Origin of the sequence: Streptomyces sp. NPDC001816, from assembly GCF_042892235.1 — a bacterium.
In the GTDB taxonomy this organism is placed as follows: domain Bacteria; phylum Actinomycetota; class Actinomycetes; order Streptomycetales; family Streptomycetaceae; genus Streptomyces.
Genome location: NZ_JBIATY010000006.1, coordinates 307,762 through 321,910 on the forward strand (window position 1 = coordinate 307,762; position 14,149 = coordinate 321,910).

The window sequence follows — 14,149 nt, forward strand, 5'->3', positions numbered from 1 at the left end:
TTCCGAAAGGGGCTCTCACCGGTCGACTGACGCAGACCAGAGACGAGGAACCAAGCCGTGAGCGACGTCCGTAACGTGATCATCATCGGCTCCGGGCCGGCAGGCTACACGGCGGCGCTCTACACCGCGCGCGCTTCGCTGAAGCCTCTGGTGTTCGAGGGGGCCGTCACCGCCGGTGGCGCACTGATGAACACGACCGAAGTGGAGAACTTCCCGGGCTTCCGCGACGGCATCATGGGGCCTGAGCTGATGGACAACATGCGGGCGCAGGCCGAGCGCTTCGGCGCCGAGCTGATCCCGGACGACATCGTCTCCGTCGACCTGGCCGGTGAGATCAAGACCGTCACCGACACCGCGGGCACGGTCCACCGGGCGAAGGCTGTCATCGTCACCACCGGCTCCCAGCACCGCAAGCTCGGCCTCCCGAACGAGGACGCGCTCTCCGGCCGGGGTGTCTCCTGGTGCGCCACCTGTGACGGGTTCTTCTTCAAGGACCAGGACATCGCCGTGATCGGCGGAGGCGACACCGCGATGGAGGAGGCCACCTTCCTCTCGCGGTTCGCCAAGTCCGTGACCATCGTCCACCGCCGTGACAGCCTGCGCGCCTCCAAGGCGATGCAGGAGCGTGCCTTCGGCGACCCGAAGATCAAGTTCGTCTGGGACAGCGAGGTTGCCGAGGTTCAGGGCGACCAGAAGCTCTCCGGTCTGAAGCTGCGGAACGTCAAGACCGGCGAGCTCTCCGACCTGCCGGTGACGGGCCTGTTCATCGCGATCGGCCACGACCCGCGCACCGAGCTGTTCAAGGGCCAGCTGGACCTGGACGAAGAGGGCTACCTGAAGGTCGCCGCCCCGTCCACCCGCACCAACCTGACCGGTGTCTTCGCCGCCGGTGACGTGGTCGACCACACCTACCGGCAGGCGATCACCGCGGCCGGCACCGGCTGCTCCGCCGCCCTCGACGCCGAGCGCTTCCTCGCCGCGCTCGCGGACGAGGACAAGGCCGAGGCTGCCGCCACCGTCTGACCTTCCCCCTCCCTCGCCCCACCGCAGAAGATAAGGAGCCCACCGTGGCCCTGAAGAGCACGACCGACGCGTCCTTCGACGAGGACGTCCTCAAGAACGACAAGCCCGTCCTGGTGGACTTCTGGGCCGAGTGGTGCGGCCCGTGCCGCCAGATCGCTCCGTCCCTCGAGGCGATTGCCGCCGAGCACGGCGACAAGATCGAGATCGTCAAGCTGAACATCGACGAGAACCCGGGCACGGCCGCCAAGTACGGCGTCATGTCCATCCCGACCCTCAACGTCTACCAGGGCGGCGAGGTCGTCAAGACGATCGTCGGTGCCAAGCCGAAGGCTGCGCTCGTGCGCGACCTCGACGAGTTCATCGCCGAGTGACGTTTCACGTGAAACACGAATGGGCCAACCCCTCTGGGTTGGCCCATTTGCATGAGGCCCTCGGCTGACGCCGGCCTCTACAGCGGCCGCAGCGCCGGTTCCTTCTGTACGGCTCCCAGCAGCCGGTCGAGCGCCATCTCCACGTCTTCCTTCCAGGAGAGCGTCGAGCGCAGCTCCAGCCGCAGACGGGGGTGCGTGGGATGCTGCCGGACCGTCTTGAAGCCCACGGCCAGGAGATGGTCGGCGGGCAGCAGACAGGCGGGCTCTCTCCAGCGGGCGTCACCGAACGCCTCGATCGCCTTGAAGCCCCGGCGCAACAGGTCCTTGGCCACCGTCTGGACCATCACCCGGCCCAGCCCCTGCCCCTGGTAGCCGGGCATGATGAACGCCGTCATCAGCTGGACGGCATCCGGTGAGACCGGACTCGTCGGGAACGCCGTGGAGCGCGGGACGTAGGCCGGCGGCGCGTAGAGAACGAAGCCCACGGGAACGTCGTCGACGTAGACCACCCGGCCGCACGATCCCCAGTCCAGCAGGACGGCGGAGATCCAGGACTCCTTCTCCAGCGCGGAGGTACCCGCCTTTACCGCGGCTTCGCCGCTGACGGGGTCGAGCTCCCAGAAGACGCACGAGCGACAGCGCTTGGGAAGGTCCTGAAGGTTGTCCAGCGTGAGCGGTACGAGCCGACGCCCCATGAAGGCTGTTCCTCGCTTCCTTCGCCCGCTGCGTCGCGAGCGGCTGTCAGAGCGCTGCGTTCCCTGAGCAGGCTGCCGACGAATCCGCCGACGGCCCCAAGGCCCAAGGCAGCGCTCACCAGTCCGGTGCGGCTCATCGATCGCATGGCCCCTGTCTCCCCACTCAGAGATCCGCCAGGTGGATGCGCCATACCCATCCGCATCGTATCCACGAAGCGATTCCCCCGATACCTGCCTCAAAGCAAAGAGCGGACCGCGTTCCGGTAGACACCGGATGCGATCCGCTCTCCTGCACCCTCGGCGGGACCGCCGGAGGTTTCAGGCGTCCTGCTCCTCGGAGTCGCCGTCGTGGAGACCCTTCTGCAGAACCGGCCCCTCGCCCGGGGCGAGCGAGCCGAGGATCCGCTCAAGGTCCTCCATGGAGGCGAACTCGACGGTGATCTTGCCCTTCTTCTGCCCGAGGTCGACCTTCACCCGGGTCTCGAAGCGGTCGGACAGCCGGGTGGCCAGCTCGCTCAGCGCCGGGGAGACCCGGGCACCGGCCCGCGGGCCCTTGGAGCGCTGGGTCGTCTGGGGCCGCGAACCCATCAGGGTCACGATCTCCTCGACGGCCCGCACCGAGAGGCCCTCGGCCACGATGCGATGCGCCAGCCGGTCCTGCTCGTCCGAGTCCTCGACGGACAGCAGCGCCCGGGCGTGCCCGGCGGAGAGGACCCCGGCGGCGACCCTGCGCTGGACGGCCGGCGACAGCTTCAGCAGCCGCAGGGTGTTGGAGACCTGCGGACGGGAACGCCCGATGCGGTCCGCCAGCTGGTCGTGCGTGCAGTTGAAGTCCTTCAGCAGCTGGTCGTAGGCGGCCGCCTCTTCCAGCGGGTTCAGCTGCGCCCGGTGCAGGTTCTCCAGCAGCGCGTCCAGGAGGAGCTTCTCGTCATCGGTGGCCCGGACGATCGCAGGGATGGCCTCGAGGCCGGCCTCACGGCAGGCCCGCCAGCGGCGCTCGCCCATGATCAGCTCATAGCGGCCGGGACCCAGCTGTCGAACGACGACGGGCTGGAGGAGACCGACCTCCTGGATGGAGGTGACCAGCTCCTGCAGCGCGTCCTCATCGAAGACCTCACGCGGCTGGCGCGGGTTCGGCGTGATGGCGTCGAGGGACAGCTCGGCGAAGTGGGCGCCCACCGGAGGCGCCGGAGCCTCTGTGGCAGGGCTCACCGAGGGCTCCTCGGTTTCATGTGAAACAGGCGGCAGCATGGCCACCTTCGCCGCGGCCACCCCGCGGTCGGTCGTCAGCACCGGGACCGCTGCCGGGGACGTGGACGTCCCACTCCCCATCGCGGCAGGAGCCGGGTTCTTCTCGGTCGGGGCAGCAGGGATCAGCGCGCCGAGTCCACGGCCCAGCCCCCTCCGTCGCTCGCTCACTGGATCCCCTCCACCATGCTCTGGTCGTTCTGGGCGCCGATGTGGGCCTGGCTGGCGTCATAGCTGATGCCGATGCCCCTCAGCGCGATTTCTCGGGCCGCCTCAAGATAGGAGAGGGCACCGCTCGATCCAGGATCGTAAGTCAGCACCGTCTGCCCATAGCTCGGCGCCTCGGAGATACGGACCGAGCGGGGAATGCTCGTCCGCAGCACCTCGTCACCGAAGTGGGTGCGCACCTCTTCCGCGACCTGCGAGGCGAGACGCGTCCGGCCGTCGTACATGGTGAGCAGGATGGTCGACACATGCAGGGTGGGGTTGAGGTGCCCCCGCACCAGGTCGACGTTGCGGAGCAGCTGCCCCAGTCCCTCCAGCGCGTAGTACTCGCACTGGATGGGGATGAGGACCTCCTGGCCCGCGACGAGCGCGTTGACCGTCAACAGGCCCAGCGAGGGCGGGCAGTCGATGAGGATGTAGTCCAACGGCTGCTCGTACGCCTGGATCGCGCGCTGCAGCCGGCTCTCACGGGCCACCAGAGACACCAGCTCGATCTCCGCACCGGCGAGATCGATGGTGGCAGGGGCGCAGAAGAGGCCTTCGACATCGGGGACGGGCTGGACGACCTCGGCCAGCGGCCTGCTCTCCACCAACACGTCATAGATGGACGGCACTTCCGCGTGATGATCGATACCCAACGCCGTGGACGCATTGCCCTGCGGGTCGAGGTCGATCACCAGAACGCGGCCGCCGTGCAGAGCCAGCGAAGCGGCAAGGTTGACGGTCGTCGTGGTCTTGCCCACGCCGCCCTTCTGGTTGGCGACCACGATGACTCGGGTCTGCTCGGGACGCGGCAGGCCTTCGCCGGCGCGGCCCAGAGCCTCCACCGCCAGTTGGGCAGCGCGACCGATGGGAGTGTCGTCCATCGGAGGCGGTGTTTCACGTGAAACATCCGCCCCCATCGACTCGGTACGGGGACCGGGGACCGGATCGGTCATCGGTCCCGCGATGTTGGCGTCGGACCGCACGGATTCACTCTCCTCGACTTCAGGCTCGCAATGAACAGAGCCTCCCATGTCTTCGGGGTCGTGAACCAGTGAGGCCTGGTGTTCTGTGGAGAAATCCACCTCTGTGGACAACTCCGGTGCCTCTCCGAGTGAACCGAGAGGCCTCCGGTCGCGAGGTTCGGCCGCGGCGCGGCCGCGACTGATGATGCCGTGCAGCAGTGAGCGACGTTTCACGTGAAACACGATGCACAGCGGCGGCGGCCGGACCTTCGCGACACTCCGGCTTGCGTACGTTTGGCAGCTTGTGTGGAGTACGTCTCACGTATCAGCGACGTCGCCGCGCCCGCCCCGTCCGGGCCGCCTTGGCCCGCTTGGCCGCGAAACGCACACCGCCCGGGCTCTCTCCCACCTCGACCCGCACGACCGTGGACGGGGGATCCACCACGCCCTCGCCCACATGCAGGATGGAGGTCGACACCGCACCGAGCTTGCTGAGCGCGGTGGCCGCCGCCTTCAGCTCCTCCTCGGCGGTGTCCCCCTTGAGCGCGAGCATCTCGCCGTACGGGCGCAGCAGCGGGATGCCCCAGGTGGCCAGACGGTCCAGCGGGGCCACGGCGCGGGCCGTCACCACATGGACCGGCGGCAGCTTACCCATGACCTCCTCGGCCCGGCCGCGCATCACGGTGACGTGATCCAGGCCCAGCAGCTCGACGACCTCGGTGAGGAAGGTGGTGCGCCGCAGCAGGGGCTCCAGCAGGGTGATGTTCAGGTCGTCCCGGACCAGGGCCAGCGGAATGCCCGGCAGGCCGGCGCCCGAGCCGACGTCGCACACCGTCACCCCCTCGGGGACTGCTTCTGAGAGCACCGCGCAGTTCAGCAGGTGCCGCTCCCACAGGCGGGGCACTTCGCGTGGGCCGATCAGGCCACGCTGCACGCCCGCCTCGGCGAGCAGCTCCGCATAGCGGACCGCATCGGCGAAGCGATCACCAAACACTTCCCGCGCCTGCTCGGGCGCGGGGGGAAGCTCCGCTGCCTCCGTCACGGGGACCGTCCTTCCGTACAGCGCCGGCGCTTCGCGCACCGGCCACCAGAACTACCAGGCTGACAAAGTTCGGCCCCGTCTGCGGGCAGACGGGGCCGGTGAAACGTGAGGGACCGATCAGGCGGGCAGCACGACGACGAACCGCTGCGGTTCCTCGCCCTCCGACTCGCTGCGCAGCCCGGCGGCCTTGACCGCGTCGTGCACGACCTTGCGCTCGAACGGGGTCATCGGCTTGAGCTTCACGGGCTCGCCGGTGTTCTTGACATCGGCGGCGGCCTTGGCGCCCAGCTCGGACAGCTCGGTGCGCTTCTTGGCGCGGTAGCCCGCGATGTCCAGCATCAGACGGCTGCGGTCACCGGTCTCCCGGTGCACGGCCAGGCGCGTCAGCTCCTGCAGTGCCTCCAGCACCTCGCCGTCGCGGCCGACCAGCTTCTGCAGGTCGCGGCTGCCGGTGTCGCTGATGATCGACACGGAGGCGCGGTCGGCCTCGACGTCCATGTCGATGTCGCCGTCGAGGTCGGCGATGTCCAGCAGACCCTCCAGGTAGTCCGCCGCGATCTCGCCCTCCTGCTCCAGGCGGGTGAGGGTGTCTGCACCCTCGGCAGCAGCGGAGGTGGTGCCTTCCGTCACGGGATGGGCTCCTTCTTACTTCTTGGACGGGGACTTGGGCCGCTGCGGGCCACCCTTGCGCTGGCCGGACTGGGCCTTGCTGCGGGTGCCGGAGCCGGGCTTCTGAGGCTGCTTGGCAGCGGCGGGCTTGGCGTCCTGCGGCTCGTCGGCGTCGGACTTCTCCAGCGAGGTGGTCGACGTCTCGTCGCCCGCCTGCTTCCCGCCGGACTGGCGCTGGGCCTTGGTCTGACGCTTGGGCTGCTGGCGCCGGGCGGCGGCGGTGGTCACCGTCGTACCGTCCTCGGTCTGCGCCACGGCCTGGCTCTCGCTCTTCACCACGGTGCCGTCGGCCTGGGCCGCGAGGCCCGCCTTGCTCAGGCCATTGATGAACTTGCGCTCGAACTCGTTGCGGTCGCGGCCCTTGGCGACGATCGCCTTGACGATGGTCTTCTCGCTGCGGCGACGGATCTTGCCGTGGTGCGTGACGTGCTTGGTGAGGCGCTCCAGGTAGGCGGCCTGGGCCTTGGAACCCGGGGTCGGGTTGTTGTGGATGACGTACATCTGCTGGCCCATGGTCCACACGTTGGTGGTCAGCCAGTAGACCAGGACACCGACCGGGAAGTTGATACCGAAGACGGCGAACATGATGGGGAAGACGTACATCAGCATCTTCTGCTGCTGCATGAACGGCGTCTTCACCGTGGTGTCGACGTTCTTCGTCATCAGCTGGCGCTGCGTGTAGAACTGCGACGCCGACATCAGGACGATCATGAGCGCGGTGACGACCCGCACATCGGTGACCGTGGCGCCCAGGGCCTCGACGGTGGAGGCGCTGTCCTTGAACTTCGCGGCGAGCGGGGCCCCGAAGATGTGCGCCTTACGGGCGCTCTCCAGCAGCGACTGGTTGATGACGCCGATGGTCTCCCCGGACGCGATGCCGTTGAGCACGTGGTACAGGGCGAAGAAGAACGGAGACTGCGCCAGGATGGGAAGGCACGAGGAGAGCGGGTTGGTGCCCGACTCCTTGTACAGCTTCATCATCTCTTCGGACTGACGCTGCTTGTCGTTCTTGTAGCGCTCCTGGATCTTCTTCATCTCGGGCTGGAGCGTCTGCATGGCCCGGGTCGCCTTGATCTGCTTCACGAAGAGCGGGATCAGGCAGATACGGATCAGGATCACGAGGGACACGATCGACAGGCCCCAGGCCCACCCGGTGTCGGGGCCAAAGATGGCGCCGTACACCGTGTGGAACTGGACGATGACCCAGGAGACAGGTGTCGTGATGAAGCTGAAGAGGCTGGCAATCGTGTCCACTAATCATGCTCCTTGGGCATGGGACGAGGTCTCTGCGGCCGGGCTCGAGGGAAGCTCGGAGTGAGGCTTCTCCTCGGTGGCCGGTTCGGCGGCGGAGGTCCCGCCCTTGCGTGCGCGCCAAGCGTTGCGCAGCATTTCGTGCCACCGCGGGCGCTTGCGCGGCGGAACATGGTCCACACCGCCGAGCGACCACGGATTGCACCGGAGGATGCGCCAGGCGGTGAGTGCCGTTCCCTTGATCGCACCGTGCCGGTCGATGGCCGTGTAGCCGTAGTGGGAGCACGACGGGTAGTACTTGCACACCGGCCCCAGCAGGGGACTGATCGTCCACTGGTACAGCTTGATCAGAGCCAGTAGCGGGTACTTCATCGCGCGCCCCCTCCCAGCAGCCGCTCGAGGGCGGCATCCAGGTCTCGGGCCAGCTGTGCATGGTCTGCGTCGCCCGCTCCGGGCAGCGCTCGTACGACTACCAGGCTACCGGGGGCAAACAGGACGACTCGGTCACGCATCAGGTGGCGCAGTCTGCGCTTCACTTTGTTGCGCACGACCGCTCCACCCACAGCCTTGCTCACGACGAAACCCGCACGCGTCGGGGGAGCGCTCTCCCCTGGCGCGTGCGGGTCCGTGGCACCGCTACGAAGGTGGACGACAAGGGTCGGGCGGCCTGCCCGACGACCCCGTCGTACCGCGGTCGCGAAGTCCTCGCGCCGCCTCAGCCGGTTCTCGGTGGGCAGCACGACGTCATGACCTGATCGGGATCAGGCGGACAGGCTGGCGCGACCCTTGGCACGACGGTTCGCGAGAATCGCGCGGCCCGCACGGGTGCGCATCCGCAGGCGGAAGCCGTGGGTCTTCGCGCGACGACGGTTGTTCGGCTGGAAGGTGCGCTTGCTCACTCGGGGGCTCCAGAAATCAAATCGGTGGTGGCGGGTGCCGTCTTGGCTGTCACCGTGCGCCCACGAGTAGCTCGCTTCACGCCCGAGTGCACCGCTTCCCGATCACCTGACGTGACCTGTGCCCTTCGGAGGCAGGCGGCAGCAGCCATCGACAACTCGACCTGGTTACGGTACGCGGGGCTACGCCATCCGGTCAAACCGGGGGTCACCGAGAGACACTATCCACAGGCTGGGGACAACAACTTGAACCGTAGCCGCCGCGCTGACTACCGTGGCTGGACTCCGATTCGTTCCCTTATCCCAGCCCGAGCGGGATTGCCCCCGCCCACCCATCCCGGATTTCATCCCGACCCGTCCCACAACCACACGTTCGTGGGACCTGTGAGAGAGCGTGCCCTGTGGCTGACGTACCTGCCGATCTTGCCGCAGTGTGGCCACGAGTACTCGAGCAGCTCCTCGGTGAGGGCCGCGGACAGGGTGTCGAGGCGAAGGACGAGCACTGGATCCGGCGCTGCCAGCCGCTCGCGCTGGTCGCGGACACCGCTCTGCTCGCCGTACCGAACGAATTCGCGAAGAACGTACTGGAGGGGCGTCTCGCACCGATCGTCAGCGAGACGCTGAGCCGCGAGTGCGGCCGCCCCATCCGCATCGCGATCACCGTGGACGACTCCGCGGGCGAGCCGCCGGCCCCGCAGGCGCCCCCCGCCCAGCCGCAGCGGCAGCCGCGCTACGAGGAGCCGGAGCTGCCCTCCGGACCGTACGAGGGCTACGGCAGGCACCGTGCCGCCGAACCGCTCCCGGGCAGCGAGCCTGCCTCCCGCGGGGACCAGCTGCCGACCGCCCGGCCCGCGTATCCCTCCGAGTACCAGCGGCCCGAGCCCGGCGCCTGGCCGCGCACCGGACAGGACGAGTACGGCTGGCAGCAGCCGCGCCTCGGCTTCCCCGAGCGCGACCCGTACGCCTCGCCGCCGCAGGACTCCTACGGCTCCTCGGGGCAGGACACCTACGGCTCGCCGTCCCAGGACTACCGCCCGAAGGGCATGGAGCGCCCGTCGTACGACCAGCAGCGCGGCGACTACGACGCCCCGCGCCCGGAGTACGACCGTCCGGACTACGACCGCTCGGAGTACGAGCGCCCGGACTACGACTCCCGCCCGGACTACGACTCTCCGCGCGCGGAGTACGACCAGCGCGACCCCGTCCGCCGTGAGCTGCCCGACCAGTCGGCCGGCGCCGGCCCGGTGCACCGCGGCGGCCCCGGCCGCCCGGACCTGCCGCCGCCCGGCGGGAGCGGTGCGCCCGGTCCGCTGGCCGCGAAGCCCGCGCCGGCGAGCGGTCCCGGTGAGCCGACCGCGCGACTGAACCCGAAGTACCTCTTCGACACATTCGTCATCGGCGCCTCCAACCGGTTCGCTCACGCGGCCGCGGTGGCCGTCGCCGAGGCGCCCGCGAAGGCGTACAACCCCCTCTTCATCTATGGGGAGTCGGGGCTCGGCAAGACGCACCTGCTGCACGCGATCGGGCACTACGCGCGCAGCCTCTACCCGGGCACGCGCGTGCGGTACGTCAGCTCCGAGGAGTTCACCAACGAGTTCATCAACTCCATCCGCGACGGCAAGGGCGACAGCTTCCGCAAGCGCTACCGCGAGATGGACATCCTGCTCGTCGACGACATCCAGTTCCTCGCGGACAAGGAGTCGACGCAGGAGGAGTTCTTCCACACCTTCAACACGCTCCACAACGCGAACAAGCAGATCGTGCTCTCCAGCGACCGGCCGCCCAAGCAGCTGGTGACGCTGGAGGACCGGCTGCGGAACCGTTTCGAGTGGGGTCTGATCACCGACGTCCAGCCGCCCGAGCTGGAGACGCGCATCGCGATCCTGCGCAAGAAGGCGGTGCAGGAGCAGCTCAACGCCCCTCCGGAGGTACTGGAGTTCATCGCCTCCCGGATCTCGCGGAACATCCGTGAGCTGGAGGGCGCGCTGATCCGGGTGACGGCGTTCGCCTCGCTCAACCGGCAGCCGGTGGACCTGGGCCTCACCGAGATCGTCCTCAAGGACCTGATCCCCGGGGGCGAGGACTCGACTCCCGAGATCACCGCGTCGGCCATCATGGCGTCGACTGCCGACTACTTCGGCCTCACGGTCGACGACCTGTGCGGCACCTCGCGCGGCCGCCAGCTGGTCACGGCCCGTCAGATCGCCATGTACCTGTGCCGTGAGCTGACGGACCTGTCCCTGCCGAAGATCGGCGCGCACTTCGGCGGCCGCGACCACACGACCGTCATGCACGCGGACCGGAAGATCCGCGCGCTGATGGCCGAGCGGCGCTCGATCTACAACCAGGTGACCGAGCTGACGAACCGCATCAAGAACGGCTGACGGCAGCCACAGGCCGACACTGAGGGCGCCCTCGGGAGGACATCCCGGGGGCGCCTTTTCGCATCCGGGGCAGCCGATCTCGCATCCCCCGGTCGACCGATCTCACGCCCCCCGGCCGGCCGTTTTCGCGGCTCTGGCGGCCGCCCTTCGGGTCCTCTGGCAGCGGCCGGCACCCCTCATCGCGTCTCCGGCGGCTCACCTTCGCGACCCTCGCCGCCGACCTTCGCGCCCCTCACCGACGTCCTTCACATCCCCGGCCGCCGTTCGTCGCAACGACCCTGGCGGCCGTCCCCCGCTTCCCCCGGCCGCCGCCCTCCGCATCCCCTGGCGGCCGCTCTCCGCATCCCCAGCCGACCGTCCTCCGCGCCCCAGGCCGCCGCCGGCACCCCTCATCGCTTCCTGCCGACGGCTCGTCGCCGCGCCGTGGGCGTCCCTCCCCGGCCACCGGGTGTTCGATTAAGTGCCTGGTTACGGCCACTCTCCACAGATTCGGTGAGTTTCTTCCGTCCACATCCTGGGGACCGTGGAGTTGTCCCGAACTGCATCCACAGGGAGCCTGGGGAAGCGGCGTCCGCCCAGCTCAGCTGCCTGTGGAATCGTGGACGAACGATCTCCACAGACTGTGGACGAAGCGGAGATCCACAGACTGTGGACGAAGTTTTCCACGGGAAGCCCACAGGCTGAGGCCGGTTGTCCCCAGCGAATCCTGGCTTCTCCACATGGCTGTCCACTGTTCGGCAACGTGACGCACCCTCTCACCGCGTCGAGTGAAAGCCGTCACACGAAGCTGCCGGGTTGGGGTGTGGGAAACGTGGGTAAACCTGGGGACACAGCTGGGGAGAACTGCCCTCTAGCTGTGGGCGGTGTGTGCAGAACTTTCTGTTCTCCACAGAGACCCCGAGTTGTCCACCGCCTCCACCCACAGGGTCAGTGGACAAAATTCCCGCTCTGAGCTGGGCAAACGTGGTTATCCACGGTATCCACAGGCCCTACTACTACTCCCAACTAGAGAGAGCTAGGAATCCGTTTCGAAGCGGGGCCTGTGCACAACTCGCGCTCTCGAGCCCGGCTGCCCCTCGGAGCGACTTGACCCCGACAGGCACCTACTGTCAGTGCGGTGCGTCAGACTGGTCCCCGGTGTCCTTCCCTTCGCAGTGGGCGGCGACACCGAGTCGGAGGACTCAGTAGCAACAGCAGGAGGCGGCTTACGGTGAAGATCCGGGTGGAACGCGACGTACTCGCGGAGGCAGTGGCGTGGGCTGCACGCAGCCTCCCGGCCCGTCCGCCGGCGCCTGTCCTCGCCGGCCTCCTGCTGAAGGCCGAGGACGGCCAGCTGAGCCTTTCGAGCTTCGACTACGAGGTCTCCGCTCGGGTGAGCGTCGAGGCCGAGGTCGAGGAGGAGGGCACGGTCCTCGTCTCCGGCCGCCTGCTCGCCGACATCTCCCGCGCTCTCCCCAACCGCCCGGTGGAGATTTCCACAGACGGTGTACGGGCGACCGTGGTCTGCGGCTCCTCGCGGTTCACACTCCACACCCTGCCTGTGGAGGAGTACCCGGCGCTGCCGCAGATGCCGACCGCGACGGGCACCGTCCCCGGCGAGGTCTTCGCCGCCGCCGTGTCCCAGGTGGCCATCGCCGCCGGTCGTGACGACACGCTGCCCGTCCTCACCGGTGTGCGCATCGAGATCGAGGGCGACACGGTCACCCTGGCCTCCACCGACCGCTACCGCTTCGCGGTCCGCGAGTTCCTGTGGAAGCCGGAGAACCCGGACGCCTCCGCGGTCGCCCTGGTCCCGGCCAAGACGCTCCTGGACACCGCCAAGTCGCTCGGCGCGGGCGACAGCGTCACGCTGGCGCTGTCCGGCTCGGGCGCGGGCGAGGGCCTGATCGGTTTCGAGGGTGCGGGCCGTCGTACGACCACGCGTCTGCTCGAGGGCGATCTGCCGAAGTACCGCACGCTGTTCCCGACCGAGTTCAACTCCGTCGCCGTGATCGAGACCGCCCCCTTCGTGGAGGCCGTCAAGCGTGTGGCTCTGGTCGCCGAGCGGAACACCCCGGTGCGGCTGAGCTTCGAGCAGGGCGTGCTGATCCTGGAGGCCGGCTCCAGCGACGATGCACAGGCTGTGGAAAGGGTTGACGCGCAGCTGGAGGGCGACGACATCTCGATCGCCTTCAACCCGACGTTCCTGCTGGACGGTCTGAGCGCCATCGACTCCCCGGTGGCCCAGCTGTCGTTCACGACGTCCACCAAGCCCGCGCTGCTCAGCGGCAAGCCGGCGCTGGACGCCGAGGCGGACGAGGCCTACAAGTACCTGATCATGCCGGTGCGGCTCAGCGGCTGAGTCGTAGCCGCCGGTATCCGCAGGACAAAGCCCCAGGTGAGGGCATACGTATGAGCGCGTATGCCCACAGCTGTGCGGGAGGGTCCGGGACTAGGCTCGGACCCGGGTACGCAGGTGCCCGACACGCCACACAGCAACCTAAGGAACACAACTGATGGAGCTCGGTCTCGTCGGCCTCGGCAAGATGGGCGGCAACATGCGCGAGCGGATCCGCCGCGCGGGCCACACCGTCATCGGATACGACCGCAACGCCGACCTCGCGGACGTCCACAGCCTGGAAGAGCTTGTGGGCAAGCTCAGCGGGCCCCGCGTGGTCTGGGTGATGGTCCCGGCCGGCGAGGCCACGCAGTCCACGATCGACCAGCTCGGCGAGCTGCTGGAGCCCGGTGACGTGGTGGTGGACGGCGGCAACTCCCGCTGGACGGACGACGAGAGGCACGCCGAGGAGCTGGCGGCCAAGGGCATAGGCTTCGTCGACTGCGGTGTCTCCGGCGGCGTCTGGGGCCTGGAGAACGGGTACGCGCTGATGTACGGCGGCGACGCCGAGAACGTCGCCAAGGTGCAGCCGGTCTTCGACGCGCTCAAGCCGGAGGGTGACCTCGGCTCGGTGCACGCCGGCAAGGTCGGCGCGGGCCACTTCGCGAAGATGGTCCACAACGGCATCGAGTACGCGATGATGCAGGCTTACGCCGAGGGCTGGGAGCTGCTGGAGAAGGTCGACTCCGTGGAGAACGTCCGCGAGGTCTTCCGCTCGTGGCAGGAGGGCACGGTCATCCGTTCCTGGCTGCTGGACCTCGCGGTGAACGCGCTGGACGAGGACGAGCACCTCGGACAGCTGCGCGGTTATGCACAGGACTCCGGTGAGGGACGCTGGACTGTGGAAGCCGCCATCGACAACGCGGTGCCGCTTCCCGCGATCACCGCGTCGCTGTTCGCGCGGTTCGCCTCGCGGCAGGAGGACTCGCCGCAGATGAAGATGATCGCCGCGCTGCGCAACCAGTTCGGCGGCCACGCCGTAGAGAAGAAGTAATCCACAGGGTCGCCTCCGCGATCCACA

At 68.5% G+C, this 14,149-nt stretch carries 14 protein-coding genes; 5 read left to right on the plus strand and 9 right to left on the minus strand.

The features are described 5' to 3' along the window. Positions 1 to 57 precede the first annotated feature (57 nt). Together trxB and trxA are read left to right on the plus strand one after the other, a co-directional pair. The gene (gene trxB / locus ACFYZZ_RS23200) at positions 58 to 1,023 is read left to right on the plus strand and encodes a thioredoxin-disulfide reductase (RefSeq protein ID WP_389179011.1); all 966 of its coding nucleotides are present in this window, start codon (positions 58 to 60) and stop codon (positions 1,021 to 1,023) included. After that, positions 1,020 to 1,394 carry a thioredoxin gene (gene trxA / locus ACFYZZ_RS23205; protein ID WP_386573115.1) on the plus strand — a complete coding sequence of 125 codons (375 nt, stop codon included), beginning with the start codon at positions 1,020 to 1,022 and terminating at the stop codon, positions 1,392 to 1,394. Before trxB ends, trxA begins: the two co-directional genes overlap by 4 nt. A gap of 77 nt (positions 1,395 to 1,471) precedes the next feature. On the opposite strand, the gene ACFYZZ_RS23210 is transcribed toward trxA, so the two are convergent. The 9 genes from ACFYZZ_RS23210 to rpmH form a co-directional block, all read right to left on the minus strand. Continuing rightward, entirely contained in the window at positions 1,472 to 2,089 is a 618-nt protein-coding gene (locus ACFYZZ_RS23210) for a GNAT family N-acetyltransferase (protein WP_389179014.1), read from the minus strand. Between the two features lie 318 nt (positions 2,090 to 2,407). After that, positions 2,408 to 3,508 carry a ParB/RepB/Spo0J family partition protein gene (locus tag ACFYZZ_RS23215; RefSeq protein ID WP_389179017.1) on the minus strand — a complete coding sequence of 367 codons (1,101 nt, stop codon included), beginning with the start codon at positions 3,506 to 3,508 and terminating at the stop codon, positions 2,408 to 2,410. Next, positions 3,505 to 4,578, minus strand: a complete 1,074-nt coding sequence (locus ACFYZZ_RS23220) for a ParA family protein (protein ID WP_386573116.1) — start codon at positions 4,576 to 4,578, stop codon at positions 3,505 to 3,507. Before ACFYZZ_RS23220 ends, ACFYZZ_RS23215 begins: the two co-directional genes overlap by 4 nt. A 256-nt stretch (positions 4,579 to 4,834) precedes the next feature. Beyond that, the gene (rsmG, locus tag ACFYZZ_RS23225) at positions 4,835 to 5,551 is read right to left on the minus strand and encodes a 16S rRNA (guanine(527)-N(7))-methyltransferase RsmG (protein ID WP_386572643.1); all 717 of its coding nucleotides are present in this window, start codon (positions 5,549 to 5,551) and stop codon (positions 4,835 to 4,837) included. Positions 5,552 to 5,668: 117 nt separating this feature from the next. After that, entirely contained in the window at positions 5,669 to 6,181 is a 513-nt protein-coding gene (locus ACFYZZ_RS23230) for a protein jag (RefSeq protein WP_386572644.1), read from the minus strand. Between the two features lie 15 nt (positions 6,182 to 6,196). Next, positions 6,197 to 7,474 carry a membrane protein insertase YidC gene (gene yidC / locus ACFYZZ_RS23235; RefSeq protein WP_389179021.1) on the minus strand — a complete coding sequence of 426 codons (1,278 nt, stop codon included), beginning with the start codon at positions 7,472 to 7,474 and terminating at the stop codon, positions 6,197 to 6,199. Positions 7,475 to 7,477: 3 nt separating this feature from the next. Next, positions 7,478 to 7,843, minus strand: coding sequence for a membrane protein insertion efficiency factor YidD (gene yidD / locus ACFYZZ_RS23240; protein ID WP_381780634.1), 366 nt, complete (start codon positions 7,841 to 7,843; stop codon positions 7,478 to 7,480). Continuing rightward, complete coding sequence (rnpA, locus tag ACFYZZ_RS23245) at positions 7,840 to 8,211, minus strand: ribonuclease P protein component (RefSeq protein ID WP_389179025.1); 372 nt, start codon at positions 8,209 to 8,211, stop codon at positions 7,840 to 7,842. Before rnpA ends, yidD begins: the two co-directional genes overlap by 4 nt. Positions 8,212 to 8,232: 21 nt before the next feature. Next, a complete protein-coding gene (gene rpmH, locus ACFYZZ_RS23250; protein ID WP_015659252.1) occupies positions 8,233 to 8,370 on the minus strand; it encodes a 50S ribosomal protein L34 in 138 nt (45 codons plus the stop codon). A gap of 398 nt (positions 8,371 to 8,768) precedes the next feature. Between rpmH and dnaA the strand changes: the two genes are divergently transcribed. From dnaA to gnd, 3 genes are all read left to right on the plus strand, one after another. Continuing rightward, positions 8,769 to 10,751, plus strand: coding sequence for a chromosomal replication initiator protein DnaA (dnaA, locus tag ACFYZZ_RS23255; protein ID WP_389179028.1), 1,983 nt, complete (start codon positions 8,769 to 8,771; stop codon positions 10,749 to 10,751). A 1,210-nt stretch (positions 10,752 to 11,961) separates the two neighbouring features. Next, positions 11,962 to 13,092, plus strand: a complete 1,131-nt coding sequence (gene dnaN, locus ACFYZZ_RS23260) for a DNA polymerase III subunit beta (RefSeq protein ID WP_389179031.1) — start codon at positions 11,962 to 11,964, stop codon at positions 13,090 to 13,092. Between the two features lie 154 nt (positions 13,093 to 13,246). Continuing rightward, positions 13,247 to 14,122, plus strand: a complete 876-nt coding sequence (gene gnd / locus ACFYZZ_RS23265; RefSeq protein ID WP_386572650.1) for a phosphogluconate dehydrogenase (NAD(+)-dependent, decarboxylating) — start codon at positions 13,247 to 13,249, stop codon at positions 14,120 to 14,122. Positions 14,123 to 14,149: the final 27 nt, after the last annotated feature.

What these genes read in the sequence shown, in the direction of transcription:
- ACFYZZ_RS23210 (WP_389179014.1), bottom strand. Translation starts at nt 2,089, where the DNA reads ATGGGGCGTCGGCTCGTACCGCTCACGCTGGACAACCTTCAGGACCTT.
- gnd (WP_386572650.1), top strand. Translation starts at nt 13,247, where the DNA reads ATGGAGCTCGGTCTCGTCGGCCTCGGCAAGATGGGCGGCAACATGCGC.
- ACFYZZ_RS23220 (WP_386573116.1), bottom strand. Translation starts at nt 4,578, where the DNA reads ATGGGAGGCTCTGTTCATTGCGAGCCTGAAGTCGAGGAGAGTGAATCC.
- yidD (WP_381780634.1), bottom strand. Translation starts at nt 7,843, where the DNA reads ATGAAGTACCCGCTACTGGCTCTGATCAAGCTGTACCAGTGGACGATC.